A 25800-nucleotide genomic window follows, 5' to 3' on the forward strand; every position below is an offset into this window, starting at 1 on the left:
GCTTGCCCGCCTATCCCGACAGGTTGAAGTTGCCGGACCCGCCGTAGATGGCGAGTGAGATGAGCAGGGTGACCGTGACGACCGCGATCAACGAGGCGCGCACTGCGTTACCCACCGCGACACCGACGCCGACCGGGCCACCGGTTGCGTTGAAGCCGTAGTAGGTGTGGATGAGCATGACGGCCAGCGCCATGACTATCGCCTGGGCGAACGACCACAGTATGTCCGTGGGTATCAGGAAGGTCGTGAAGTAGTGGTCGTACACGCCGCCGGACTGGTTGTAGAGGAACACCGTCGCAAAGCGGCTGGCGACGAACGACGCGATGACCGCCAGTGAGTACAGCGGGATGATCGCGATCATGCCGGCCATGACGCGGGTGCTGACCAGATACGGAATCGACGGGATCGCCATCGTCTCCAGCGCGTCGATCTCTTCGGAGACGCGCATCGCACCGAGCTGCGCGGTGGAGCCGGCGCCGATGGTCGCGGCGAGGCCGATTCCGGCGATGACCGGCGCTGCGATGCGAACGTTGATGAAGGCGGCGAAGAAGCCCGTCAGTGCTTCGACGCCGATGTTGCCCAGCGAGCTGTAGCCCTGAACGGCGATGGTGCCACCGGTGAACAGTGTCAGGAATCCGACGATCACGACGGTGCCACCGATGACGGCGAGCGCACCGGTGCCCATGCTGATCTCGGCGATCAGTCGCAGAGTTTCACGTGGATAGCGCATCAGCGCCTTGGGAGCGTGACCGAGAGCCTTCGCGAAGAACAGCGCTTGATCACCGATGCTGTCGATACTGCGAGAGATCGAGCCGATCTGTCGACGTGTGCGCGGGAAGCGTCCCGCTGCGGCCAACGCCATCAGATCTCCTCCCGTCTGTCGTTTGTCGTTCTGTCCACTTCGATCTCTCCGACTGCCGTGGGCCTCATCCGGCCGTCAACTTGATACCGATGGTCGTGATGAGCACGTTGACGACGAAGAGCGCCATGAATGCGAACACGACGGTCTGGTTGACCGCGTCACCGACGCTCTTGGCGCCGCCTTTGACGTTGAGTCCGAGGTAGGCCGCAACCAGGCCGGCGATCATGCCGAACAGCCCTGCTTTGACCATGGAGAGCATGAGCTCACCGAATCCGGTGAGCAGTGTGATGCCGTTGACGAAGGCGCCGGGGTTCACGTCCTGGATGAACACGGAGAAGACGAAACCGCCGAGGATGCCGATGGTGCAGACCAGTCCGTTGAGGAGCAGCGCCACACCTGTCGACGCGAGCACTCGGGGAACGACCAACCGGTGGATGGGATTGATCCCGAGCACCTTCATGGCGTCGATCTCTTCGCGGATGGTTCGGGCCGAAAGATCCGCGCAGATGGCGGTTGCGCCGGCGCCGGCGACGATCAGCACGGTGACGATGGGGCCGACCTGCGTGACGGTGCCGAGGGCAGCTCCGGCACCACTGAGGTCGGCTGCACCGATCTCGCGCAAGAGAATGTTGATGGTGAAGCTGACCAGCACAGTGAACGGCATTGCGACCAGCACCGTCGGCACCATCGAGACTCGGGCCACGAACCAGGCCTGATCGATGAACTCTTGCCGCTGGAAAGGGCGGGAGAAGACTGCCCTCAAGGTTTGGGCGGACATCTGAAAGAAGCCACCGACCGCTCGTAATGGCACCTCGACGAGGTCTACCATTCGCCCTCCTCGTCCTTGGTTGCCGCAGTACTGTCTGTTCTCATAGTCCAGCCCCCGACAGCTTGTGACTCAGGTCATATTAACTAGAACGTGTTCACCTGTCAAAAACAAGTGTCCAACTCTGAGGAGTAGCCTCACTGCGCCGATCCGAAACCGGAAGATCGGAGACATGGGAAGCATCCCTTTTCGATGTGATTTTCGCCGAAATATCCTGGAAATTAATACTTTTGAATGATCGGCGCCTTTCGGCGCCAGGTTCGCAATTCAGCCATGCGAGAGCCTTGACTGGGCACGCCGATCGAATATCGCATCGTTCGCAGGAATGCAAAATTGGAACACAGTCCAGTTTTTTCGAGACCGTTGGTCTCGTTACAGAACGCAGGCAAACTGCCGCGCCCACCGACTCGTGAACACGCTATTTCTACCAGGAAGTGGACACGTAGACCGTCTGAGTGTGAACAACGGTTCTACGTGTCGCGCACCCGAGAATCAGCGCCGTCGATCAGCCCAACGCGCGCAGGGCCGCCGATGCCGAGAACATCTTTGCCGGGTCACGGTCAGCGAAGTAGTCACCCATCACTGCGGACAGCGTTTCCGGCGACCAGGAATCTCCCTCTGCATCGAACCTCTGCTCGACGACGGGCGCCGCCATCAGCGCAACCATCGGTCCGTACACCACGAATACCTGACCGTTGACGGCGTCGGCCGCTGGTGATGCCAGGTACGAGACGAGCGATGCCACATGCTCGGGCGAGAGCGGATCGATGCCGTCGGCCGGCGCGTCACCGAACACACCTTCGGTCATCGACGTCCGTGCCCGCGGGCAGATCGCGTTGGCCCGTACGCCGTAGCGCGAGAGCCCACGTGCGGCCGACAACGTCAGCGCCGTGATTCCGGCTTTTGCAGCGCCGTAGTTGGGCTGCCCTTCCGGTCCGAGAAGGCCCGCCTCCGAAGAAGTGTTGACGATGCGCCCGTACACCGGCGCCCCGGCTTCCTTGGATTTCGCCCGCCAGTAGGCAGCGGCGTTGCGGCACAGGAGGAAATGGCCGCGAAGATGAACTTCGAGTACCAGATCCCAGTCTTCGTCGGACATGTTGAACAGCATCCGGTCGCGTACGACGCCGGCATTGTTGACGACAATATCGACACTGCCGAACTGCCCCTGCGCTGCTTCCATCAGTGCGTCGGCGGTAGAACGCTCACCGACGTTGCCTGCCACGAATTCGACTTTGGCGCCGAGACCGCGGATCTCCTCGAGCGTTGCTTCGACGGCCTCGTTCGGGGCCAGATCGTTGACGACCAACGACGCACCGGCCTTCGCCAGACCGATGGCCTCGAACTTTCCGAGCCCCGATCCGGCACCGGTCACGATGGCGACCTTGCCTTCGAGACTGGTTTCTGGGCTGTTCACAGCATTCATCGAAGCGCTCTCCCGGTTCTCTGCGGTCGTGTGTCGAGTTACCCGGCTCGATTGCCGTGACCCACGAGTTCGCAACTTTAGAACGTGTTCTTGTTTTGGGCAACCATCGTCACGGATGTTCGGTCAGTGCCGCGCGCGGGCACTGAGCGATCGCGGAACGGACATCCTCCCAGCGATCCTCCGGTGGGCGCACAGAACTGATCACGAGCTCCTCGTTGTCGTCGAGGTCGAAAATATCGGGCGCGATCCCGACGCACACACCGTTTGCCTCGCAACGGTCCAGATCAACCCTGACCTCCATGGCGATTCCTCTTCTCTACTCACAACTGCTCACACGAACACGGATACGAAACGAGTGCCGCAGGGCTGTGCCGCACACCGTTCCTGGCGATAACACTAGAACCTGTTTCAGTCGTGTGCAATGATTCGAAAAAGTACCGAGAACGGACGTCGAACGATCCGCCGGAGACGGCGAGGGCGCCCCTTGTCGCCGATGAACGCATCGATAGAACCTGTGTCAATCGAATGGTTGACGCTTTGATTCGTATCTCTATGGAGAGGTAACCATGCACATCACCTACACCCCTGAGCAGCAACAGCTCCAGGAGGAGTTGCGTGCCTACTTCGCACAACTGATGACTCCCGAGCGGCGTGAAGCGCTCGCCGCCACGACGGGTGAGTACGGCGAAGGCAATGTGTACCGCGAAGTCGTCGCGCAGATGGGCCAGGACGGCTGGCTCACCCTGGGTTGGCCGAAAGAGTACGGCGGACAGGAACGCTCCGCGATGGACCAGCTGATCTTCACCGACGAAGCCGCCATCGCCGGTGCGCCGGTGCCGTTCCTGACGATCAATTCGGTAGCGCCGACAATCATGCATTTCGGTACGGACGAGCAGAAGGCCTTCTTCCTGCCCAAGATCTCTCGCGGTGAGCTCCACTTCGCGATCGGCTACTCCGAGCCCGAGGCCGGCACCGACCTGGCCTCTCTGCGCACGTCGGCGGTCCGTGACGGTGACGATTACGTCATCAACGGGCAGAAGATGTGGACCAGCCTGATCCAGTACGCCGACTACGTGTGGTTGGCGTGCCGCACCGATCCGGAAGCCAAGAAGCACAAGGGAATCAGCATGCTGATCGTCCCCACCACGGCAGAAGGCTTCTCCTATACACCGGTTCACACCATGGCCGGCCCCGACACCAGCGCCACCTACTACCAGGACGTACGGGTCCCGGCGTCGTCGATCGTGGGTCAGGAACACGGCGGCTGGGCACTGATCACCAATCAGCTCAACCACGAGCGCGTTGCCCTCACCTCGGCCGGACCGATTCTGACCGCGCAGCGTGAGGTCCGTGAGTGGGCACAGAACACCAAGCTGCCCGACGGCCGACGCATGATCGACCAGGAATGGGTGCAGATCAATCTGGCTCGCGTGCATGCCAAAGCCGAGTACCTGAAGTTGATGAACTGGGAAATCGCCTCCGCAACCGATCACGCTCCCGGCCCCGAAGCTGCGTCCGCCAACAAGGTGTTCGGTACCGAATTCGCCACCGAGGCTTACCGCTTGCTGATGGAAATCCTCGGATCCTCCGCCACGATCAGGCAGAACTCCCCCGGCGCCCTTCTGCGCGGCCGCATCGAACGTATGCATCGTTCTTCGCTGATCCTGACGTTCGGCGGCGGTACCAACGAAGTGCAACGCGACATCATCGGAATGACAGCTCTGCGGCTTCCCGCATCGAAGCGATAAGGACCCACGATCATGGAATTCACCCTTACCGAGGCCCAGCAGGACCTGTCCGGCCTGACACGATCCGTAGTCACCGAACTGGTCACCAACGATCGCCTTCGTGAACTCGACGCCGCGGAAGACCGCTTCGACGCCATCTTGTGGAATGCGCTGGCTTCGGCCGGCGTCCTCGGTGCGGCCCTTCCGGAATCGGTGGGCGGCGACGGATTCGGTGTCCTCGAGCAGTGCAGCATCCTGGCCGAACTTGGCCGCGGCGTCGCAGCTGTTCCGTTCCTGACGTCCATCGTCGGGTCCGCCGCAGCGATAGCCGAATTCGGCTCGGACAAGCAGCGCGACGACTGGGCAAGCGCTGCCGCTGCCGGTGAGAAGATACTCACCGCGGCCCTCGCCGAGGAATACAACGACGACCCGGCGCACCCGATCACGCGTGCCGAGAAGACCGCCGAAGGTTGGCGCATCGACGGAGCCAAGATCACCGTCGACAGTGCACCGCTCGCAGATCTGTTCCTCGTCCCCGCCATCACCGAGGACGGCGTCGCGGTCTTCCTCGTCGAACCGTCGGACGCGGGCGTGAGCATTACCAGGCAATCGACCACAGATTTCTCGAGCGCGGGTCTCGTCGAATTCGATTCGGTGCAGATCCCGGCCGATCGTGTTCTCGGCTCGGTTGCCCAGGGATCGGACATCGCGGCGTGGATCGTCGAGCGAATTCAGCTCGGTTCGACCGCCTACCAGTACGGAGTGCTCGATCAAGCGTTGAAGCTGACCGCCGAATATGCCACCGAGCGTGTGCAGTTCGGTCGACCGATCGGTAGTTTCCAGGCAGTGGCCCAGCGCCTCGCAGACGGATACATCGACGTCAAGGGTGTTCGTCTGACTCTGTGGGCTGCCGCGTGGCGTCTGAGCGAAGGACTTCCGTCCGACGGCGCTGTACAGACGGCCAAGTTCTGGGCTGCAGATGCGGGACACCGTGTCGGGCACACTGCGGTTCACGTTCACGGCGGTGTCGGTCTGGACGAGGACCACCCGGTTCACCGCTACTTCCTCGCGGCCAAGCATCACGAGTTCCTGCTCGGCAACGCAACGGATCAGCTTCGCGCGCTCGGCAAGGTACTTGCCGCAGTCCCTGCCTGAGTGCGTCCCACCGAGTGGAAATCCATGACCTGGTCCGAGACGAATCGATGATGATGCAGCTATGAGTCAGAGCCCCACTGTTTCCGATCTACTCCTCGGAGTCAGCGAGATCGACGACCGCGGTATCCGTTTCGAGGACCAGGTCATCACCTGGCGCGAGCACGTTCAAGGCTCGTTCGATCGAGCAGCGCTGCTGGACACGCTGCTCGATCGAACGCGCCCCAGGCATTTCGGACTTCTGATGGAGAACGTCCCCGAGTTCTCGTTGCTGCTCGGAGCGGCATCGTTCTCGGGTTCGGTCGCCGCCGGGCTGAACACGACCAGGCGCGGCCCGGCATTGGCGCGAGACATTGCGCTCTCCGACTGCCAGGTCATCTTCACCGAGAACAACCAGGCACATCTACTCGACGACATCGATCTCGGCGACGTCCGGGTGATCAACGTGGATTCTCCGGCCTGGGCGGAATTGTTGGCGCCCTTCGCCGATACGCCGGCCTACGCGTCGACGGCGCAGCCCGACGATCTGTTGATGCTCATCTTCACTTCCGGAACCAGCGGTGATCCCAAAGCGGTTCGGTGCACGCACCACAAGTTGGCCTCTCCCGGCGTCATGCTTGCCGATCGTTTCGGGCTCGGCGCCGACGACGTCGTCTACATGGCGATGCCCATGTTCCATTCCAACGCGATGATGGCGGCGTGGACGGTCGCGCTGCACGCTCGTGCGGGAATTGCCATGCGACGCAAGTTCTCCGCTTCGGGTTTTCTACCCGACGTTCACAAGTACGGAATCACGTACTCCAACTACGTCGGAAAGCCGTTGTCCTTCATCGCTTCCACCCCCGAGGTGCCGAACGAGCGGGACAACACCTTGAAGATCATGTACGGCAACGAGGGTTCGGCGCCCGCCGTCGCCACCTTCGTCCGGCGCTTCGACGCTCGCGTCATCGACGGGTTCGGTTCCACCGAGGGCGGCATTTCGATCTCCGCGGCACCGGTTCCCCGGCCCGGCGCCCTCGGACTGCTCCCGGACGGCGTCAAGATCCTCGATCCCGAGACCGGAGCGCCATGCCCGCCTGCAGTCTTCGATGCCGACGGCCGGATCACCAACGCCGACGAGGCAACTGGTGAACTGGTCAATGTCACCGGCCCAGGCACATTCGCCGGGTACTACAAGAACCCGGAAGCCGACGCCGAGCGAATGCGCAACGGCCAGTACTGGAGTGGCGATCTGGCGTACACCGACGTCGACGGTTACGTCTACTTCGCGGGACGCAGTTCCGGTTGGCTGCGAGTGGACGGCGAGAACATCGGTGCCGCACCCATCGAACGCTCCCTGGTCGGTTACCCGGGCTTCGCGCAGGTGTCCGTGTACGCAGTCCTCGACAGCGACGTCGGCGACCGCGTCATGGCGTCGGTGATTCCGGTCGGCGATGTCGACAACTTCGACCCGGCAGCCGTAGCCGAATACATCGATTCCCGGCCGGAACTCGGGCCGAAGCAGAAGCCGACCTTGATCCGAGTGTGCAGTGAGTTCCCGAGAACGGCGACGTTCAAGGTGGTCACTCGAACGCAGAGCGCCGAACGCTGGAACACCTCCGATCCGGTGTGGATCCGTCGGCGTGGGGAATCCGACTTCCAATTACTCACTCCCGAAATGGCACTCGGACTCGAGAAAACGCGAGAGCCCGTCTAGTCCGATGTCTCAGTAGTGCTGAGCAAGCGGTTTGTGCGCCGACACCGTCTTGTAGAACTCGGTGAGCCGAAGCTGTGACGCCGCTGCCTCGTCGATCACCACTGTCGCGTGTGGATGCAGTTGGAGGACCGATGCCGGGCACACCGCGGCCAGCGGCCCCTCGACGGCAGCGGCAATCGCAGCGGCCTTGTGCTCGCCGGTCGCGATCATCACCAGATGCTTTGCTTCGCAGATAGTTCCGAGGCCCTGGGTGATCACGTGCCGTGGTACGTCGTCCGGACTCTCGAAGAATCGGGCGTTGTCGGTTCGAGTCTGTTCCGTCAGCGTCTTGACCCTGGTCCTCGAATTCAGTGAGGACGTCGGTTCGTTGAAACCGATATGACCGTTGCCGCCGATGCCCAGAAGTTGAACGTCCACCGGACCATTCGACGCAATCGCCCGGTCGTAGGCCGCCGCGGCGGCAAATGGATCCGGCGCGGTTCCGTCGGGGCTGAATACCCTTGCCGCGTCCAGGTCCAGGTGATTCACCAGCTCGGTGCGGATCACCTGGGCATACGACTCCGGATGGCCTTCCGGCAGGCCGACGTATTCGTCCAACAGGAACGCCTGCACGCCGGCAAAACTCAACCCTTCCTCGCGGTGACGGCGCGCGAGTTCGCGGTACACCGAGAGCGGTGAAGATCCTGTCGCCAGGCCCAAAGTCCGTGCACCTGAATGCACCGCGTGTTCGAAGACGTCGGCAACAACGGTGCCGGCCGCCTCCGCACTGTCGACAATGACAATTTCCATCGGTTGATTCCTCAGCTTTCGGTGTAGTTCATGAGCCAGTTCCCAGCGGCCATGACGGCGCGCGTTTCGAGTTCTGGACCGGTGACGATCAGATCGGCCCGGCAACCCGGCACGAGATCGCCGACTATTCCGGCCAGCCCCATCAGCGCAGCAGGCGTTGCCGTCGCTGCGATGACAGCCGAAAGCAGATCGACGCCCGCGTGATTGACGGCTCTGCGGACAATGTCCATCAACCGACTCGTCCCGCCGGCAATGGCCGTGTCCCCCTGGCCGGCCAGCCGCGCCACGCCACCGACCACGTCGACGTCGAGAGGTCCGAGTGGGTAGCGCCCGTCGGGCATTCCCGCCGCAGCCATCGCGTCGGAGACCAACGCGATCTGATGCGGACCGACCAGATCGAACACCGTCGCCACCGTCTCGTCGGCGAGATGTACTCCGTCCCCGATCAACTCGACCACCATCTGTCCTTTCGCGGCCGCGGCAAGACACGCCGCCACTGCGCCGGGAGCGCGATGATGCATCGGAGCCATACCGTTGAACAGGTGAGTGGCACTGAGCGGTGCATGCGCCGAGTGTGCGATCGAACGTGTCGCAATCGGGTTGGACGCATCGGTGTGTCCGATACTCACGACGGCCCGGTGACGCTCCAGCAATGAGGCAAGTTCGCCGAAGTGTGCTGTCTCCGGAGCGATCGTCATCGAGCGGATGTGCCCGCGGCCGGCTTCGAGCAGCGACTCGAGCAGAGCCGGGTCGCCGTCGAGAATGCTGTCGGGATCCTGGGCGCCACAACGGAGTACCGACAGGAATGGACCTTCCAGGTGAATTCCGGCCAGCGTGCCCTCGTCCACCAGTCCTGCCAGGAGCTCGATGCGACTGCGCAGGATCTGCGGCGGCGCGGAGACGAGCGAGCCGATCACCGAGGTCGTGCCGTTCGTCCGGTGGTGATCGGCAGCCACGGTGGATCCGAACTCGTCTGCCTCGGGGAAACCGAATCCGCCGGCGCCGTGGCAGTGAACGTCCACCAACCCCGGGATGATCGTTGTCCCCGCAGCTGCCCGTTCGGGTAACGGGTCGGTTCGCTGCGACGCGGGCCCGGCCCACACCACACGATCACCGGAAATCTCGACGACACCGTCCGGAAGCAGTTGCCCACCGGTCACCAGTTGTCCACGAAGAATTTGTCTACGATGCATCACGACATCACCTGCGGTACAACGGGAACTTCGGTATCCGCGATCGACAACTCACGGAGCACGGCGTCCGCGAGCACGTAGTGCCCTTGTTCGTTCGGATGGAATGCGTCAGCCAGGAGAGCCGGCGGTGGGCCCTCGGGAGAATGGGCCGTCCACTGCGCGTAGTGGTCGACGAACACCACGCGCGTCGAGGCGGCAACCTGCCGCACGACCTCGACGTACTGAACCAATCCCGCTCTGGTGGGCGCATTCTCGACGTCGATCGGTGGCGGCGTCTGCAGGATCGGCACCGCACCGATCGCTCGTGTCCGGAAGATCGTGTCCAAGAGGTCGTCTCGAAACCGCTCCAGTCCTTCTTCGCCATCCAATGCGTCATTCGTACCGAGCATGATCAACACCACCGAGGGTTCGAACACCTCGATGCGGTGTGCGAAACCCGCACGCACATCGGAGGATCGATTGCCGCTCACCCCGGTGTTGACAAGGACGTGGTTGAACAAGGAAAGCTCACCACGGATGCGCTCGGCGCAGTGTTCGACGTAACTTCGATGACCGTCGGTGTGCATCAATCCCTGAGTGATGCTGTCGCCGGTGAAGACCCACCGTATCGGCGTCGAGGAGTCTACGAGCAAAGTCTCCAGTCGAATCCGTTCAGCAGTCCTGGACTTCAAACCCTTCGACGTCGGGGTCACACCCTCTGCCTTCCGGCGCCCGATACTGCGGCTGCAAATTTCGACGTGATGAACGCCGGATCCGTGATTGCGGTTCCGACAACCACCGAGTCTGCACCCAGGGCGATGGCGCGTGCCGCATCCTCCGGGCTGTGGTACCGCCCCTCGGCGATGAGGACTGCATCTGGAAGTGCCTGCCGCAGTTCCGAGATCAGCTCCAGGTCCGGGCCGGCCAGCCGTCGGCTGTTCTCGGTATATCCCGCCAGTGTGCTGGAGATGACGTCGGCGCCCGCCGCGGCGGCAGCGACGCCGTCCTCGAGTGTTCCACAGTCGGCCATGACGAGGCCGCCGCGATCATGGACCGCGTCGACGGTGTCGGCAAAGGTCAGCCCATCCGGACGAGGTCGCAGCGTGGCGTCGGCAGCCACGATCTGCGCACCCGAATCCACGACTTCGAGGGCTGATTCCCTTGTCGGCGTGATGAACACGCCCTCCGAGCCGATCTTCGTCAAACCGATCACCGGTACCTTCACTGCCGACACGACTGCTGCGACATCCGGGGTTCCGCCCACACCGCCGCAGCGGATAGCCACCGCTCCCCCGTCGACCGCAGCGCGGGCCATCCTCTCGATGGTCCCGGTGTCGCGCAGGGCATGGCCGTGTCCGGCCTGACAGGACACGATCAGCTTCCCGCTGATCATCGTGAGCAATTCTTCGACAGTCACGGTGTTACCTCGATTCGTGTTGCGGCGGCCAGGAGCGCAGCGCCGACGAGCGGCGCATCGGTCCCCAAACGGGCAGGAAGAATGGCGGTTTCGGCAATGGGGCCCATCGCTTCCACCCGGAAAGCGGACGTCAGCGGAGACAGGAGGTCGGCTCCGATCTGGGCTGCGCCGCCGCCGATGACGATCACCTCGGGATCGAATGCAGTCGCGATGCCGGCCAGGACGCGGCCCAGCAGAGTACCGGCGTCGGAGACCACGGCACGGGCGATCGGATCGCCCGAGTGCATGAGCGCCACCACTGCCTGTAACGGTTGAGTGGGCACACCCGCCCGCGCTGCGTACTCGGCTGCCATCGCCGGGCCAGACGCGACTGCCTCGAGGTGATCGGTTCTGCCGCAACCGCAACCTATCGCCCCGGAGACCGGAACCAACAGATGCGCGAGCTCGCCGGCTGTTCCGTGGGCACCGTGGTACAGCTGACCGCCCACGGTCAACGCGCCACCGATTCCGGTACCGATCGAGACGAACAGTGCAGAGGTTCGACCGCGACCGGCGCCGATCATGTTCTCGCCGTGAGCCATCGCGCGCACGTCGTTGTCCACCGTCACCGGTAGGCCTGAGTGTGCCTCGAGTTCTCCGCGAACCTCGGCGCCACTCCATCCGGACAGAATGTCGGAGGCGAAGACGACGCGGCCACGCACCCGATCGATGATTCCCGGTGCACCGACTCCGATTCCGGCTACCGTGTGATTCGCCCTCAGACGGTCGATCAACGCGGTAGCGGTCCCGAGAACGGCTTCCCTACCCGCCGTCGGTGTTGCCGCACGAACGGTGTCGATCACGTCTCCGTCGGACGTCACCACCGCGGCAGCCACTTTGGTGCCGCCGATGTCGATACCGATCCATCGCTTCTGCCCAGATGTCATGTCAGAGGAGCCCGGCCTGTTCCAGAACGACCTTGATCGTTGCGGTCTCGGACTCGTCGAGCGAGAGCATCGGCGCGCACATCGTGTTGCCGGTGATGACGCCGCGCAGGGCCAGAGCCGTCTTGAACGCGCCCAGACCCGCGGCACCGGCACTGACGCGACCCGGTGTCGGCGCCTCGACGATGGAGAACAGATCGGTGAGTCGATCCTGCTCGGCCTTCGCTGCGGCCCAGTCTCCTGCCTGCGCAGCGCGCCACAGTCGTACGTAGCCGTGCGGGTCCACGTTGGCCAGGCCGGGCACTGCGCCCGAAGCACCCATCAGCAGGCATCCGTCGACGACTACCTCGTGCCCGGTGAAGACGGCGAAGTTTTCGAGCCCGGCCGACTGACGGAGCAACATACGGAAACTGACGTCGTCGCCGCTCGAATCCTTCACGCCGGCGATGACTCCCTCGCGACCGAGCTCGACCAGCATTGCCGGGCTGAGCTTGCTGTGGACACGAACCGGGACGTCGTAGGCGAACAACGGAAGATCCACTGCGGCGTGGATGGAGCGGAAATGCGTTGCCGTCTCGGCTGCATCGGTGATCGCGTAGAACGGCGCCGTCGCGACGATGGCATCCGCGCCCGCTTCACGCGCCTGCTCGGCAACGGCGATGACCCGGTTGGTGGTCATGTCGTTCACTCCGACGAGGACCGGTACCTGGCCGCCGACGTGACCGATGGCCGTCTGCACCACCTGGGCGCGCTGAGCGTCGGTGAGGTAACCGACCTCACCCGAGGAACCGAGGACGAACAAGCCGTCGACTCCGGCTTCGATCTGCAGTGAGAGCAGGCGTTCGAGCGACGTGGTGTCGACCTCGCCCTCGAGCGTCAGGGGTGTGACGATCGGCGGGACGATTCCGCTGAAGGTGGTGGTTTCCGTGCTCATGGGGTCTCCATATGTTGGTTGTCGGATTGAGTTGTGGGTGCGGCTGTCAGGGAGAAACGGAGACCGGCTGACCGCTCGAGGCGGACAGATAGGCAGCATCGATCACGCGCATCGACGCGCGGGCGTCTGCCACGGTGTAGTCGGGTTCGGTCCGTGTGGGAAGTCGATCGAGCACGTGAGAGAGAAAGCTCGACACCGCGTTGTCCGAACCGAAGCCGCCGATGGGTAGTGCGGTCACGTCTCCCGAGGCCGCGAAGTGGGTCACCGCGGGTTTGTCGTCGTCGGAACTCGCGTATCCGTGGGATCCGAGGACCCGAACCGTCGCGGTATTCGCGCCGAAACCCGGTGCTGCGGGGATTCTTCCGACGGTCACCGTCGCGGTGACTCCGTTTTCCAGGGCGAGCGAGATCAACGCCGTGTCTTCGACGCCGAACTGCTGGTGGGCCCCGCCGTACAGTGTGCTCGTCTCGGCGTACACCTCGGTGACGTCCAGGCCGGTGAGGTATCTGAGGTAGTCGGCGGCGTAACCGGCGAAGTTCACTACTTCTCCCCCGCCGGAAAGCGCGGGATCCACCACCAGTTCGGGACGCTCGACGGACGTCGCGAAATGTGTTCCGCTTGCGAGGAACTCGATGTCGACGTGGCGCGGCAGTCCGAGATTTCCGGCGTCGATCCAGCGGCGCAGTCGCCGGAGCGCAGGTGAATGAGTGCGGTTCACCACCGTACAGATTCGCCCGTTCGACCGTGCCGCTTCCTCGACCGCCGCGGCCTCCGACTCGTCGATACCCACCGGCTTGTCCACCAGGACGTCGAGTCCCGCGTTCAGTGCGGAAATCGCAAGCCGTGCATGCCTGGTCGGCTCACTGCAGATGATCGCCAGGTCTATCCGTTCGGGGTCGAGCAGCTCGCCGAGTTCGTCGATCCACTCGATGTCTGCGGCCTTTGCCATCGCGATTCCGTCCTCACGAATCCAATCGGGGACCGAGGATTCGTCGGAGGCCCCGACCAGGCTCACTCGAGGATCGGAACGCAACAGGTCTGCATAGGAGCCGGCATGCCTTACGCCGCTGACAAATCCGACGCGGATCGAAGCGGTGCCGGTCATTGGTGTTCTCCGATCGAGATCGCGCGGCCGGTGTCGAGTGATTGCTGTGCAGCGATGGCCGTAGCGAGAGCTGCACGCACCTGCCAGTTCTCGACTATCGGGGTCGCTGAACCGTCGAGAGTGGCGATCCAGTGGCGCATCTGATGCGACATCGCGTCCTCGATCGACGACGGCGGCGCGTTGGTCGTGTCCGTCACCAGTCCCGGGTCGTCGCCGGTGTCGTGCGCGAGCGTGCCGGAAGTCCCCGACACCACGATCCGGCGTACCATCTTTCCCGATTGTGGTAGCGCGTAGGCCAATTCGATGAGAGCCAGCGATCCGTCCTCGAAGCGAACGGTCAGATGGAAGCTGTCGTGCACGGGCATCCCCGCCGCGAAGGTGGGGAAACTACGAGCGAACACACGGGTCGGACGACGACCGATCAGCCACGTCACCAGATCGAGTGCGTGGGTTCCGTTGTGAACGGGGTGACCACCCGAACGTTCCTTGTCGTGTTGCCAGCCTCGCCAGCCCCCTGGCCAGACATGGCCGGTGTACCAACTGAGATGGATCAACCGGGGGTCGCCGATGGCACCTTGTGCAACCGAGTTTCCGATCGAGGTGATCGACGGCTGGAATCGTACGGTCTGTCCGACCATCAGTGAGGTGCCGTTACCTTCGGTGGCCTCGACCATGGCGTCGAAGTCCGCGACTGTCAGCGCGGCCGGCTTCTCCACGTGCACATGCTTTCCCGCGCGGCCCGCGGCTATCGTCACGGGTGCGTGGTCGGGAGTGGCCCCGACGACGTTGACCGCCTGCACGCTCGGGTCGGCGAGAATCTTCGCCAGATCGGTACTGGCCTTCGCGCCCGGCGCCAACGCCGCAACCGATGCGGCCCGGTCCAAGTCACTGCCGAATACGTAGGCGACTTCGACCGACGGGATGCGCGCCAAGGCGCTGACGTGGTCCCGCGCGATTCCGCCACTACCGATGACGGCTACACGCACCGTCACTTGGCACTTCCCGAGAGCGCTGCCGGTTCGCCGCCACCGAGTCGCACCTGTTCGGCGACGACGAGTGCGCGTTCACGTGCGTACGTCAACGGCGAGTCGGGATCAGCCTTGCCGTCGAGAACTGCTGCCATCTCGTCGATTTCGTGACGAATCGCAGCCTGCATCCACAGCGAGGATCCTCCGTTGCCCGAGTTGTACTTCTGCGTCCTGCTCGCAGCGTCGATCAACGATTGGTTCTCGGTGTCGACGTCGAAGATCGGCCACGACTCTACGACCTGTCCCCCGCGCAGTCGGCTGACCCGGCCGGTGTGGAAGTCCGCGTGGACCGAACCTTCGGTGGCATCGACGGTCAGCTGCCACGACGAAGTGTGTGACCGCGTCGAAATGGTGTGTCTGCCGATCGCGCCGCCGGCGAACGACACCACTGTATTGCGGAAGCCGTCGTCCGCGGTGGCGATGCTCGACACGGCAGTCACCTCGCCGCCGAGCCAGCACATCAGGTCCAGTTCGTGAATCTCGTGAGTCAGTTCTCCACCCGTTCGGCTCTTGTCGAGCTTCCACCACTGTGGATCTGCGCCGTCGGTGTCGATCCAGCGTGAGCGAGACGTTTCGATCGCAGCGACCTCGCCGAGCTCCCCCGACGCCAGCAGGTCCGCCAGACGTCGTACACCCGGCATCATCCGCATGATGTGCCCGACCATCAACGGCGAACCGCTCGCGTCGGCGCTCGCGATCATGTTCTGCGCATCGACCAGTTCGACGGCGAGTGGCTTCTCGACAAAAACTGCCTTGCCGTGTTCGAGCGCCGCGATGGCAGGTTCGGCGTGCGCGTGATTGGGCGTCGCGACGACAACGAGGGCCAACTCCGGGTGAGCGGCCACCGCGTCGTGATCGTCTGTCGGGGTTGCCGAGAACTCTGCGGCGACGTCCTTGGCCCGCTCGAAGTCACGGTCGCACAGCATCGTCAGTTCGAAACGTGGATGGGCAGCCAGCTCGCGAGCGAGGGAACTACCGAAGAATCCGCAACCGACCACACCGACTTTGTATCGGGTCATGAAGTCTCCAAAGATTGGATGAGGGATGTCCTATGTTATACGGCCAGCGTCATCGCTCGTCAATTCGACGCCGGTAACACAGTCTTCATCTATGCAGGTGAACGCACTATTTTTGGCTCGAATCCGGCGAAACGTCGAGGTTCGGCGCCGCCAGTTCCGAAGATTCTCTAGACGCTTTCTGATCCACAATGTAAGTTACGCAACATCGGACGTCGAACATAGGACATCCCCTATCCACTCCCTTGATGTCCCGCTCCCCGCCTTGGAGGCCGCCTTGAAGAACGAACGACCGCTGAGCTCCGCGTTCACCCGCCGAGACCTGTTCCGGTACACCGGGCTACTGGGAGCTGCAGCAGGTATCACCGCGACTCTCGCGGCCTGTGGCGGCGGGCCGTCGTCGACCTCGGTTGTCGGCGGTTCCGCGAGCACCGGCGATCTGACCACCGCCATCGGATACGGCAACGACCAGAGCTTCGACCCGATGCAGACTGCATCCGGTTTCCTCATGGCAGCGGTCAACCACGTCTACGAGGGACTGCTCGAAAACGATCCAGGCACCGGTGAGACGTATGCGGCGCTCGCACAGGCCGTCCCGACCGACGCCACCGCCTCGAGCTGGACCATGAAAATCCGCGAGGGAGCAACCTGGCACGACGGCACTCCGGTCACCTCGGACGACGTCGTCTTCACCTTCGATCGCATCCTCGATCCACAGCAGAACGTACTGATCCGCTCCTTCTTCTCCTCCTGGCTGCAGTCCGTCACCAAGGTCGACGACCAAACGGTGACCCTGAACTTCAACTACCCGTTCAGCGCTGCCGCACAGCGTCTCTCGATCGCCAAGATCATGCCCAAGCACGTCTTCGACGGCCACTGGGACGAGGCCAAGTCCGGAGCGCTGGTCGTCGGTTCCGGTCCGTACAAGCTCAAGAGCCACACCCCCAAGAGCAACACAGCTTTCGAGGCCTTCGAGGCGTACAACGGGCCGCGTCCGGCCAACTTCGCGACCATGAACTGGCTCTCCATCGTCGACACCTCCTCACGCATCGCGCGCGTCTCGGGCAACAATGCCGGTGCACAACTCGCCGACAACATCCCCGTCGCCAACGTCCCCACTCTGACCTCCGGTGGGCGCACCGTCGAGGGCAACCCGGGCATGAACCTCATGTACCTGCTCTTCGACACCACTCAGGCACCGTTCGACGACGTTCGTGTTCGCCAGGCGATGTTCTACGCGATCAACACCCCGAAGATGATCGAGATCGCCCTCGGCGGCAAGGCAGCACCGGCCACGAGCTACCTGTACGAGCGCAACCCCGACTACGCGCGAGCGTCCACCGTCTACTCGTACGATCCGGACAAGGCCCGCTCACTCCTCGCTGCCGCCGGCGTCAGTGGCCTCGACCTGACACTGCTCTCCACCAACGTCAGCTGGCTGGCCGACTGCTTGCCGACCATCAAAGAGTCTTGGGACGCAGTCGGATTCAACACGACGCTCGAACCGCAGGACACCAGCGCCATGGTGAGCAAGCTCAACAGCGGCCAGAAGTTCCAGATCGCCGCCGGTACGTCCAACCCGCAGGCATTCGGCAGCGACGTCGACCTTCTCGTCCGCTACACGTACAGCAAGGGCGGCTTGTGGACGAAGACCTACGCCAAGTGGGACGACACCCCCGAAGCGCAGAAGATCTACGCCACCATGGACGAAGCCACCCGCGAGACCGACCCGGCAAAGCGCAGCACCCTCGTGCAGTCGTACCTGAACCAGATCGCCGAAAATGCTGTCTACTACCCGGTTCTCCATCAGGAACTCCTGACTGCGTGGGATCCGAAGAAGATCGCCGACGTCACTCCGCTGCCGTACCCCGGCGTCAACCTGCTTCAGGCGAAGCCGGCCTGATACCCGCCCGCTCGGCCGTTTCCCACAACTGAGAGATCCCCCGATGGCAAGAGTCCTCCCCATGCTGATCAGGCGATTACTGATACTGATCCCCCTGATCCTCGGCATCATCGCGTTCGTCTTCATCGTGATGCAGTTCGCGCCCACCGATCCCGCAACCGCGGCGTTCAACGGTGGCAACCCGACTGCGGAACAGCTGCAGCAGTTCAAGGAAGAGAACGGACTGCTCGATCCGCTTCCGCTGCAATACGTTCACTTCGTGACCGATCTGGTCAGCGGCAACATGGGTGACAGTCTGATTTCCGGTACCCCGGTGTTGGATTCGATCTCCACCGCTCTGCCACTGACCATTCAGCTCACGGTTCTCGGACTGGTGATCGCCATCGTGCTCTCGCTGATCTTCGGCGTCACCAGCGCACTGTTCCGCGATCGTTGGCCGGATCAGGTCATCCGAGTGATCTCCCTCGGTGGTGTGGCGGCACCGTCATTCTGGTTGGCACTGCTGATGATTCAGTATCTGGCTGTTCAACTCGGATGGTTCCCCACCGGTGGCTACGTCAATCCGAGCGACTCCGTCAGCGACTGGCTCTGGTACATGGCGCTCCCGGCGCTGTCCCTGTCACTGCCCGTCGCAGCACAACTCACGCGCATCATCCGCACGTCGATGGTCGAGGAGTTGGACAAGGACTACGTCCGGACCGCGATCGGCAGCGGCCTGCCCTATCACGTGGTGATCGGACGGAATGTGTTGCGTAACGCGCTGATCAACCCGCTCACCGTCCTGGGCCTCCGTGTCGGTTACCTCCTCGGTGGCGCTGTGGTCATCGAGCAGATCTTCGGCCTGCCCGGCATGGGTCAGCTCATGATCAACGGCGTCACCAACGGTGACCCCGCAGTCGTTCAGGGAGTTGTCATCGTCATCGCGGTCGGCTTCGTCGTCGTCAACCTCGCCGTCGACATCCTCTACCTGCTCGTCAATCCACGACTTCGGAGCGCAGCATGATGAGAAGAAAACTCACCGAGAAGCTTTCGCGACCCGGCATCACCTTTTCTCGCTTCCCCCTCTCGGCCTGGCTGTCGATGGCGGTTCTCGCGATCATCGTGCTCGCCTGCCTCTTCGCGCCGCTGATCACGCAGTACACCCCACTCGAACAGGCGGTAGGTACCGCGGGCCCCAGCGCCGACCACTGGTTCGGTCAGGACAGCCTCGGCCGAGATCTGTTCAGCCGCTTGCTCTACGGCGGACGCTGGTCGCTGACCATCGGTCTCGGTTCCACCTTCCTCGCACTGTGCGCCGGCGCTCTCATCGGATCGGTGGCCGCAACGAGCCGAAAAGGCGTCGACGAGACCATCATGCGAGTGCTCGACGTGGTCATGGCGTTCCCGGGCATTGCGCTCGCTGCCGTACTCGTCGCGGCCTTCGGTGGTTCGATCCCGGTTCTGATCGTCACTATCGCGTTCCTCTACACACCGATGGTGGCTCGCGTCATTCGCGCGAACGTTCTCGCTCAGTACGGTGAGGACTACGTCGCGGCCGAAAAGGTCATCGGCGCAAGAACTTCACACATCGTCGTCAAGCACGTCGTAGCCAACTGTGCTGCGCCCGTTCTCGTCTTCTGCACTGTCATGGTCGCCGACGCCATCGTGCTGGAAGCCAGCCTGTCGTTCATCGGCGCCGGTGTGCGTCCCCCGGACCCGTCGTGGGGATCGGTGATCGCGGACGGCAAGAACATGGTCCTCCTCGGTGGTTGGTGGGCAACGGTGTTCCCCGGCCTGCTCATTCTGCTGACGGTGCTCTCCCTCAACGTGCTCGCCGAGGGCCTGACGGACGCGATGGCCGATCCGAGTCTGAAGAAGACCAAGAAGACGCCCTCCGCGCTCCAAGCAGCGCAGACCGCTGCAGCGGAGGAGACCTCCAACGAGCTCATTCTGGAGGACGAAGCCGCATCGGTCACCGACACTCCGGAGTTGATCGACGACTTCGCCGATCCGAGCGTCGTGAAAGATGTTCTCGAGCCGGCCGCCGAGCCGACTCCTCTCGAAACGCACCTGAAGATCCTGGCGGAAACCGAGCGGTCCCGCTCCGATCGTCTTGTGTACGAGGGCGATGCCACGCCACTCCTCGAGGTCCGCAATCTCACGATCCGGTTCCCGGAACGCTACGGAGACACGGCGATTGTCGACAACGTGAGCTTCACCGTCCGCCCGAACGAGACGATGGCACTCGTCGGCGAGTCCGGTTGCGGAAAATCGCTCACGTCGCTGGCGATCATGGGTCTGCTACCCAAGACGGCAGTGGTGACCGGCGAGATCCTGTTCGACGGAGTCAACGTCCTCGAGCTGAACAACCGAGAGCGAAACAAGCTGCGCGGGCACGACATGGCCATGATCTACCAGGACGCGCTGAGTTCACTGAATCCGGCGATGCTGATCCGCGCGCAGTTCAAGCAGCTCACCAAGCGCGGCGGTACCCGCACAGCCAAGGAACTGCTCGAACTCGTCGGACTCGATCCGGTGCGCACTCTCTCCAGCTACCCACACGAGCTTTCCGGTGGTCAGCGTCAGCGCGTTCTGATCGCCATGTCGCTCACCCGCAGTCCGCGGTTGATAGTCGCGGACGAGCCCACCACCGCCCTCGACGTCACCGTCCAGGCCCAGGTCGTGGACTTGCTCAACGATCTTCGGGAAAAGCTGGGGTTTGCAATGGTCTTCGTCAGCCACGACCTGGCGCTGGTTGCCTCCCTGGCCCACAAGATCACGGTGATGTACGCCGGTCAGGTCGTCGAATCGGCGCCCACGAGTGATCTGCTCGTCGATCCCCGCCACGAATACACCCAGGGCCTTCTCGGTGCCGTTCTCTCGATCGAGGACGAAGCGCCGCGACTGCATCAGATTCAGGGAACTGTTCCCTCGCCCGGAAACTTCGCGCCGGGTGACCGTTTCGCCGAGCGTTCCACTCGCCCGGACTCCGACCCCCTGCGAAAGCCGGAGATGGTCCGGGTCGACGGGACCGAGCATTGGTTCGCCGACCAGTCCGCGACTCCCGTACGTACAGAATCGGAATTGGAGAGCGTGCGATGACTACAGCTGAAGCACCCATCCTGGAACTGAAGAACATTCACGTCGTCCACAAGACCCGTTCGGGATCACTGTTCAAACCGGGCACGGTTCACGCGGTCAACGATGTCAGTATCGACGTACGACGAGGGACGACGATCGGCATCGTGGGCGAGTCGGGTTGTGGCAAGTCCACTCTGGCCAAAGTCATGGTCGGACTGCAGAAACCGACGTCGGGCGACGTGGTCTTTCGCGGCCGAAGCGCTCTGACCCGGTCGGCCGGCGTGCGCAAGGAGTTCGGCCGGGCGATTTCGATCGTCTTCCAGGATCCGGCTACCGCGCTCAATCCCCGAATGACGGTGGCCGACATCCTCACCGATCCACTCGACGTCCACGGCATCGGCAACCGCGCGAGCCGAACCGCCCGAGTTCGCGAGTTGGTCGGTTTGGTCGGACTCCCCCAATCTGCGCTCGAAGTCATCCCGAGCCAGATCTCCGGCGGTCAGCGGCAACGTGTCGCGATCGCGCGTGCACTCGCGCTCGAACCTGACGTCATCGTGGCCGACGAGCCGACGTCGGCACTCGACGTCTCGGTGCGAGCGCAGATCCTGAATCTGCTCAGCGACATCAAGGCTCGGTTGGGGCTCGGCATGGTGTTCATCTCGCACGACATACAGACGGTGCGGTACGTCTCCGACACCATCGTCGTCATGAACGCCGGGCGGATCGTCGAGCAGGGAACGGCCCAGGAAGTATTCGACAGCCCGTCCGATGCGTACACGGCCAAACTGCTGGGTGCGGCGCCCAGCCTCCTGCAACGCACCGTTGACGTGGGTTGACCAATGGAGCGGATGACCGGACATAGGATGAAGGACGTTCGTATCAGAAAAGGGGAATCGATGTCTGTCCGGAGTGGCACACAGGGCGCTCGTTTCAGCGCGCAAAACCGCATGCGCGCACTTCAGACGGACATCATGAACTTGATCCTCGAACGCAGGCTCTCCCCCGGCGACCCGATGCCCACCGAGGCCGAACTGTCCGAGGAATTGGGTATCGGCCGAAACACGCTCCGGGAGGCGCTCAAGGTTCTGCAGGCCTTGGGCGTCGTCGAGATCCGTCACGGCTTCGGAATGTTCGTCGCCCCTAGCAACTTCGACGCTCTCGCCGACGGCCTGACCTTCCGTGGCCGGTTGTCCTTGCAGGGCACCGGGCACGAGGCGATGGAACTGGTCGACATTCGTCAGGCACTCGAGACCGGACTGATCGGTGCGGCGATGGCCGAGATGACGTCGGCCGACCACGCCGACCTCGACGAACTCGTCACCGGCATGGAGGTCCGTGCCGCTGCCGGGAAGAACTTCTCCGACATCGATGCGACCTTCCACTCCCGCCTGTACTCCCCTCTCGACAACCAGGTCCTCGGTCAGTTGATGGACGTCTTCTGGCAGGTGTACAGCGAGATACAGCAGGCCATCGGGCATTCGGATACGCCACTGATCGACATCGCGTCGAAGCACCGTGCGATTCTCGACGCGATCCGTACGGGTGATGCAGTCGAGGCGGCGCACACTCTCGATGTGCACTTCGGTGGCCTGCGCGAGCGGATCGCGAGTCTCCATGCGTCCGAAGCGCAGTAATTTCGAAACACGTGATTTTGCTCCGCTGGCTCACCATCGCGCCCGTTCTTCCGGCAAAATTACAGGTATGAAGAACCCGAACCTGACGCCTTCGCGCGTTCTCGCAGTTGTCCTCGCTGCCGCCCTGGTCATTTTCGTGATCGCACGCCGCCGCGACGACGGCGCCCTCAGTCGCGGAGAATGGTTGTCGGACACCGTCGGACCGGACGACCTCGCCGGCTGAAACGACGTGTGCCCTCGGCCGAAACTCGGCCGAGGGCACACGCACGTGTCATCTACTACTTCATCGAATCCAGTCGGGTTCGCGCGTCTTCGAACCCGGACACCAGCTCTGCCATGACCTCGGCGACCGGGCGGATCTCGTTCATCCGTCCCACGATCTGACCGACGGGCATTGCCACAACTTCCGGGTTCTCCGATGCAGCGATTCTCTGATGAGCGTCGCTGACCAGAAGGTTCTGCAGCGGCATCGGCAATGGCGCCGGTGCTCCCGGGTTCGACCAGGCTTCCGTCCACTTGGTCTTGAGCAACCGAGCGGGCTTACCCGAGTAGATGCGCGAACGAACGGTGTCGGCCGACGTCGCGCCCAACAGTGCACGCTGAATAGCGGACGGGCCCTCGCCCGATGCACTGCCGAGTTTGTATTCGGACGTGGTGAGCCAGTACGAGCCCATCCACACTCCGGACGCACCGAGTGCAAGTGCGGCAGCCACCTGACGGCCGCTGCCTATACCGCCGGCAGCCAGTACGGCAGCTGAATCACCCAGTGCATCAACGATTTCCGGAACGAGAACCATCGATGCGATTTCGCCGGTGTGACCGCCGGCCTCGTAGCCCTGCGCGATCACGATGTCGACACCGTTCTCGACGTGACGACGTGCATGCTCGACGGCGCCGGCCAGCGCTGCTACCGGTACGCCCTTCTCGTGTGCCTGATCGATGACGTCCTTCGGCGGTGATCCCAGTGCATTCGCAATCAACGCAATCCGGTGTCCCAGAGCAACATCGACGTGTGACCGCGCCACCGAGTGAAGCCATCCCAGTACGCCGGTCGCATGCTCCACGTCGTCGGAAAGCGGCGGCACACCGAGCTCGTCGAGCGTGCGGTTGACGAAGGCGCGGTGCTCCTCCGGAATCAGCTTGTCGAGATCGACGGCGCCGCCCTCGGTCGGCACCTTGGCCGGCATGACGATGTCGACGCCGTACGGCTTACCGTCGGTGTTCTCGTCCATCCACGTCAGTGCGGCTTCGAGCTCTTCCGGGTCGTTGAACCGGACGCAACCGAGCACGCCCAGACCTCCCGCGCGGCTGATCGCGGCCGCGACGTGCTCGGAAGGAGTGAATCCGAAAATCGGGTATTCGATGCCGAACTTGTCGGCGAGATCCGAACGCATCAGGCTTCCACGCTTTCGTTTGCGGACGCCACAGGAGCGCCGTTTCCGTTGTGATCATCGGCCTCGCGCGATTCCGTTTCGGCCTTCGCCCAGCGGTAGTCGGGCTTGCCTGCCGGGTTGCGCTTGATCTGGTCCACGAACCACACGCTGCGCGGAACCTTGTATCCGGCAATCTCTTTGCGTGCTGCGGTGGCGATGTCGTGCAGCGTCGGCGACGTGCCTTCGCGTACCTGGACCACTGCGGCAACGCGCTGACCGAAGCGCTCGTCGGGGATACCGACCACCAGGACGTCGAAGATGTCCGGGTGCGCCTTCAAAGCGCCCTCGACCTCTTCCGGGTACACCTTCTCGCCGCCGCTGTTGATCGACACCGAACCGCGGCCGAGCATCGTGACCGTGCCGTCGGCTTCGACCTGCGCATAGTCGCCGGGGATCGAGTAGCGAACGCCGTTGATGGTGCGGAAGGTTTCGGCCGTCTTGACCTCGTCCTTGTAGTAGCCGAGCGGGATGTTGCCCTTGCGAGCGAGCATGCCGCGCTTGCCCGATCCGGGTTCGACCTCGTTGCCGTCGTCGTCGAGAACCGTTGTGGAGGCGTCGATCTTGACCGTCGGACCGCCAGTGTGCTTCTGACCCTTGCTCAGCACGGCCAGTCCGCCGAAGCCGGTCTCGGATGCTCCGATGGAGTCGGTCAGCAGGCGGTTGGGCAACAGTTCGAGGAACTGCTCCTGGATACTCGGCGAGAAGAGTGCAGCACTGCTGGCCATCACGTAGAGCGTCGAAAGATCGTACGGCTCACCGGTCTCCGGGTTTCCGGCGATGAGTGCGTCGAGCATCGGACGGCCCATCGCGTCACCCGTGATGAAGATCAGGTTGACCTTGTGCTTGTCGATGTTCTGCCACACCTCGTGGGCGTCGAATTCCGGGTGCATCAAACAGGTTCCACCGCCGAAGAGGCTGTGGAATACCGCCGACTGCGAACCGCCGTGAATCATCGGAGGGATCGGGTAGCGGATCATGCTCGGGTTGGCTGCGCCGACCTTCGCCATCTCGTACTCGTCCTCGACCGGAACTCCGGTGACGAAGTTGATGCCTCCGCCGAGAACACGCCACCAGTCCTCGTGACGCCACATGACGCCCTTGGGACTTCCGGTGGTGCCGCCGGTGTAGAGCATGAAGATGTCGTCGTTGCTGCGCTCTTCGAAATCACGCTCACCCGAACTCTGCGCGAGTGCGTCCTCGTAGCCGATGCCGAAAGCACTGAAGTCCAGATCGGTGCCGTCCTCGACCACGATGACGGACTTGACCTTGGGAGTGTTCGGCAGGACGTTCGCGACCTTGTCCGAGTAGCGGCGCTCGTGAATGAGCGCAACCATGTCGGAGTTGTCGAAGATGTACTGCAACTCGTTCTCGACGTACCGGTAGTTGATGTTGACCATCACGGCCCGGATCTTGAAAACCGCGACCATGGCCTCGATCGCCTCGATGACGTTCCGGCAGTAGATGCCGACCTTGTCACCCGGCTGAACGCCATGTTCACGCAGGTAGTGACCGAGGCGGTTTGCTCGGTCCTCCAACTGTGCATAAGTCATCTCGCGGTTGTCCGAGACCAGCGCAACGCGGTCCGGAACGAGGTCGATTGCGTGCTCTACGAAGTCTGCGATGTTAAGGGCCACGAGTTCAAAGTAGAACGTGTTACCGTTTCTGGCAAGACCCAATTTGAGAGCCAGCTCACAGACCCG

General features: G+C 63.1%; 24 protein-coding genes. 9 read left to right on the plus strand and 15 right to left on the minus strand.

The features are described 5' to 3' along the window. Positions 1–10: 10 nt before the first annotated feature. The 4 genes from PCS43_RS04810 to PCS43_RS04825 all read right to left on the minus strand — a co-directional run bounded on the left by PCS43_RS04810 (position 11) and on the right by PCS43_RS04825 (position 3412). Positions 11–862 (minus strand): MlaE family ABC transporter permease, encoded by an 852-nt coding sequence (locus PCS43_RS04810; protein WP_003945759.1) that lies wholly within the window; start codon positions 860–862, stop codon positions 11–13. Between the two features lie 64 nt (positions 863–926). Beyond that, positions 927–1691, minus strand: a complete 765-nt coding sequence (locus PCS43_RS04815; protein ID WP_209911416.1) for an MlaE family ABC transporter permease — start codon at positions 1689–1691, stop codon at positions 927–929. A gap of 502 nt (positions 1692–2193) precedes the next feature. Further along, complete coding sequence (locus PCS43_RS04820; RefSeq protein WP_007734334.1) at positions 2194–3111, minus strand: 3-oxoacyl-ACP reductase; 918 nt, start codon at positions 3109–3111, stop codon at positions 2194–2196. A 109-nt stretch (positions 3112–3220) separates the two neighbouring features. Further along, entirely contained in the window at positions 3221–3412 is a 192-nt protein-coding gene (locus PCS43_RS04825) for a ferredoxin (RefSeq protein ID WP_007734330.1), read from the minus strand. Positions 3413–3677: 265 nt separating this feature from the next. Here PCS43_RS04825 and PCS43_RS04830 point away from each other — a divergent pair, with 265 nt between their 5' ends. The 3 genes from PCS43_RS04830 (at position 3678) to PCS43_RS04840 (ending at position 7686) form a co-directional block, all read left to right on the plus strand. Then, complete coding sequence (locus PCS43_RS04830) at positions 3678–4859, plus strand: acyl-CoA dehydrogenase family protein (RefSeq protein WP_003945878.1); 1182 nt, start codon at positions 3678–3680, stop codon at positions 4857–4859. A 12-nt stretch (positions 4860–4871) separates the two neighbouring features. Next, complete coding sequence (locus PCS43_RS04835) at positions 4872–5993, plus strand: acyl-CoA dehydrogenase family protein (protein WP_058039188.1); 1122 nt, start codon at positions 4872–4874, stop codon at positions 5991–5993. A 61-nt stretch (positions 5994–6054) separates the two neighbouring features. Continuing rightward, the gene (locus PCS43_RS04840; protein WP_209911413.1) at positions 6055–7686 is read left to right on the plus strand and encodes a long-chain-fatty-acid--CoA ligase; all 1632 of its coding nucleotides are present in this window, start codon (positions 6055–6057) and stop codon (positions 7684–7686) included. Positions 7687–7695: 9 nt separating this feature from the next. Here the strand turns inward: PCS43_RS04840 and nagB are convergent, their stop codons facing one another. The 9 genes from nagB to PCS43_RS04885 are packed head-to-tail and all read right to left on the minus strand — an operon-like array spanning position 7696 to position 16073. Beyond that, positions 7696–8475, minus strand: coding sequence for a glucosamine-6-phosphate deaminase (gene nagB / locus PCS43_RS04845; protein WP_042449513.1), 780 nt, complete (start codon positions 8473–8475; stop codon positions 7696–7698). A gap of 11 nt (positions 8476–8486) precedes the next feature. Continuing rightward, the gene (locus PCS43_RS04850) at positions 8487–9668 is read right to left on the minus strand and encodes an N-acetylglucosamine-6-phosphate deacetylase (RefSeq protein WP_042449511.1); all 1182 of its coding nucleotides are present in this window, start codon (positions 9666–9668) and stop codon (positions 8487–8489) included. Next, positions 9668–10360: an SGNH/GDSL hydrolase family protein gene (locus tag PCS43_RS04855; protein ID WP_209911410.1), complete on the minus strand. Its 693-nt coding sequence runs from the start codon at positions 10358–10360 to the stop codon at positions 9668–9670. Before PCS43_RS04855 ends, PCS43_RS04850 begins: the two co-directional genes overlap by 1 nt. Beyond that, the gene (locus PCS43_RS04860; protein WP_209911405.1) at positions 10357–11064 is read right to left on the minus strand and encodes an N-acetylmannosamine-6-phosphate 2-epimerase; all 708 of its coding nucleotides are present in this window, start codon (positions 11062–11064) and stop codon (positions 10357–10359) included. Before PCS43_RS04860 ends, PCS43_RS04855 begins: the two co-directional genes overlap by 4 nt. Next, on the minus strand, positions 11061–11990 hold the full coding sequence (locus PCS43_RS04865; RefSeq protein WP_007734314.1) for an ROK family protein: 930 nt from the start codon (positions 11988–11990) through the stop codon (positions 11061–11063). The genes PCS43_RS04860 and PCS43_RS04865 overlap by 4 nt, the downstream gene beginning before the upstream one ends. Before the next feature lies 1 nt (position 11991). Beyond that, positions 11992–12921: a dihydrodipicolinate synthase family protein gene (locus PCS43_RS04870; protein WP_007734313.1), complete on the minus strand. Its 930-nt coding sequence runs from the start codon at positions 12919–12921 to the stop codon at positions 11992–11994. 46 nt (positions 12922–12967) lie between these two features. Then, positions 12968–14026: a Gfo/Idh/MocA family protein gene (locus PCS43_RS04875; protein ID WP_042920434.1), complete on the minus strand. Its 1059-nt coding sequence runs from the start codon at positions 14024–14026 to the stop codon at positions 12968–12970. Then, positions 14023–15018 carry a Gfo/Idh/MocA family protein gene (locus PCS43_RS04880; RefSeq protein ID WP_209911403.1) on the minus strand — a complete coding sequence of 332 codons (996 nt, stop codon included), beginning with the start codon at positions 15016–15018 and terminating at the stop codon, positions 14023–14025. The genes PCS43_RS04875 and PCS43_RS04880 overlap by 4 nt, the downstream gene beginning before the upstream one ends. Next, entirely contained in the window at positions 15015–16073 is a 1059-nt protein-coding gene (locus PCS43_RS04885) for a Gfo/Idh/MocA family protein (protein ID WP_209911400.1), read from the minus strand. Before PCS43_RS04885 ends, PCS43_RS04880 begins: the two co-directional genes overlap by 4 nt. A gap of 274 nt (positions 16074–16347) precedes the next feature. Between PCS43_RS04885 and PCS43_RS04890 the strand changes: the two genes are divergently transcribed. The 6 genes from PCS43_RS04890 (at position 16348) to PCS43_RS04915 (ending at position 22890) form a co-directional block, all read left to right on the plus strand. Then, on the plus strand, positions 16348–17973 hold the full coding sequence (locus PCS43_RS04890) for an ABC transporter substrate-binding protein (protein ID WP_003945716.1): 1626 nt from the start codon (positions 16348–16350) through the stop codon (positions 17971–17973). 43 nt (positions 17974–18016) lie between these two features. Further along, on the plus strand, positions 18017–18976 hold the full coding sequence (locus PCS43_RS04895; RefSeq protein WP_003945671.1) for an ABC transporter permease: 960 nt from the start codon (positions 18017–18019) through the stop codon (positions 18974–18976). Next, on the plus strand, positions 18976–21054 hold the full coding sequence (locus PCS43_RS04900; protein WP_245362021.1) for a dipeptide/oligopeptide/nickel ABC transporter permease/ATP-binding protein: 2079 nt from the start codon (positions 18976–18978) through the stop codon (positions 21052–21054). Before PCS43_RS04895 ends, PCS43_RS04900 begins: the two co-directional genes overlap by 1 nt. Next, positions 21051–21869: an ABC transporter ATP-binding protein gene (locus PCS43_RS04905; protein ID WP_003945888.1), complete on the plus strand. Its 819-nt coding sequence runs from the start codon at positions 21051–21053 to the stop codon at positions 21867–21869. The genes PCS43_RS04900 and PCS43_RS04905 overlap by 4 nt, the downstream gene beginning before the upstream one ends. A 60-nt stretch (positions 21870–21929) precedes the next feature. Next, entirely contained in the window at positions 21930–22667 is a 738-nt protein-coding gene (locus PCS43_RS04910; RefSeq protein WP_050655749.1) for a FadR/GntR family transcriptional regulator, read from the plus strand. Positions 22668–22734: 67 nt separating this feature from the next. Next, entirely contained in the window at positions 22735–22890 is a 156-nt protein-coding gene (locus PCS43_RS04915; protein ID WP_003945810.1) for a hypothetical protein, read from the plus strand. A gap of 55 nt (positions 22891–22945) precedes the next feature. Here the strand turns inward: PCS43_RS04915 and PCS43_RS04920 are convergent, their stop codons facing one another. Further along, the gene (locus tag PCS43_RS04920) at positions 22946–24061 is read right to left on the minus strand and encodes an NAD(P)H-dependent flavin oxidoreductase (protein ID WP_003945863.1); all 1116 of its coding nucleotides are present in this window, start codon (positions 24059–24061) and stop codon (positions 22946–22948) included. Then, a complete protein-coding gene (locus tag PCS43_RS04925; protein ID WP_039973409.1) occupies positions 24061–25734 on the minus strand; it encodes an acyl-CoA synthetase in 1674 nt (557 codons plus the stop codon). The genes PCS43_RS04920 and PCS43_RS04925 overlap by 1 nt, the downstream gene beginning before the upstream one ends. Positions 25735–25800 lie beyond the last annotated feature (66 nt).

It is taken from the genome of Rhodococcus sp. C-2 (genome assembly GCF_027854095.1).
GTDB classification, from domain to species: domain Bacteria; phylum Actinomycetota; class Actinomycetes; order Mycobacteriales; family Mycobacteriaceae; genus Rhodococcus_F; species Rhodococcus_F qingshengii.

Excerpts from the sequence above, each read along its gene's own strand:
- PCS43_RS04810 (WP_003945759.1), bottom strand. The coding sequence starts at position 862 with ATGGCGTTGGCCGCAGCGGGACGCTTCCCGCGCACACGTCGACAGATC.
- PCS43_RS04815 (WP_209911416.1), bottom strand. The coding sequence starts at position 1,691 with ATGGTAGACCTCGTCGAGGTGCCATTACGAGCGGTCGGTGGCTTCTTT.
- PCS43_RS04820 (WP_007734334.1), bottom strand. The coding sequence starts at position 3,111 with ATGAATGCTGTGAACAGCCCAGAAACCAGTCTCGAAGGCAAGGTCGCC.
- PCS43_RS04825 (WP_007734330.1), bottom strand. The coding sequence starts at position 3,412 with ATGGAGGTCAGGGTTGATCTGGACCGTTGCGAGGCAAACGGTGTGTGC.
- PCS43_RS04830 (WP_003945878.1), top strand. The coding sequence starts at position 3,678 with ATGCACATCACCTACACCCCTGAGCAGCAACAGCTCCAGGAGGAGTTG.
- PCS43_RS04835 (WP_058039188.1), top strand. The coding sequence starts at position 4,872 with ATGGAATTCACCCTTACCGAGGCCCAGCAGGACCTGTCCGGCCTGACA.
- PCS43_RS04840 (WP_209911413.1), top strand. The coding sequence starts at position 6,055 with ATGAGTCAGAGCCCCACTGTTTCCGATCTACTCCTCGGAGTCAGCGAG.
- nagB (WP_042449513.1), bottom strand. The coding sequence starts at position 8,475 with ATGGAAATTGTCATTGTCGACAGTGCGGAGGCGGCCGGCACCGTTGTT.
- PCS43_RS04850 (WP_042449511.1), bottom strand. The coding sequence starts at position 9,668 with ATGCATCGTAGACAAATTCTTCGTGGACAACTGGTGACCGGTGGGCAA.
- PCS43_RS04865 (WP_007734314.1), bottom strand. The coding sequence starts at position 11,990 with ATGACATCTGGGCAGAAGCGATGGATCGGTATCGACATCGGCGGCACC.
- PCS43_RS04870 (WP_007734313.1), bottom strand. The coding sequence starts at position 12,921 with ATGAGCACGGAAACCACCACCTTCAGCGGAATCGTCCCGCCGATCGTC.
- PCS43_RS04875 (WP_042920434.1), bottom strand. The coding sequence starts at position 14,026 with ATGACCGGCACCGCTTCGATCCGCGTCGGATTTGTCAGCGGCGTAAGG.
- PCS43_RS04885 (WP_209911400.1), bottom strand. The coding sequence starts at position 16,073 with ATGACCCGATACAAAGTCGGTGTGGTCGGTTGCGGATTCTTCGGTAGT.
- PCS43_RS04895 (WP_003945671.1), top strand. The coding sequence starts at position 18,017 with ATGGCAAGAGTCCTCCCCATGCTGATCAGGCGATTACTGATACTGATC.
- PCS43_RS04900 (WP_245362021.1), top strand. The coding sequence starts at position 18,976 with ATGAGAAGAAAACTCACCGAGAAGCTTTCGCGACCCGGCATCACCTTT.
- PCS43_RS04905 (WP_003945888.1), top strand. The coding sequence starts at position 21,051 with ATGACTACAGCTGAAGCACCCATCCTGGAACTGAAGAACATTCACGTC.
- PCS43_RS04910 (WP_050655749.1), top strand. The coding sequence starts at position 21,930 with ATGTCTGTCCGGAGTGGCACACAGGGCGCTCGTTTCAGCGCGCAAAAC.
- PCS43_RS04915 (WP_003945810.1), top strand. The coding sequence starts at position 22,735 with ATGAAGAACCCGAACCTGACGCCTTCGCGCGTTCTCGCAGTTGTCCTC.
- PCS43_RS04920 (WP_003945863.1), bottom strand. The coding sequence starts at position 24,061 with ATGCGTTCGGATCTCGCCGACAAGTTCGGCATCGAATACCCGATTTTC.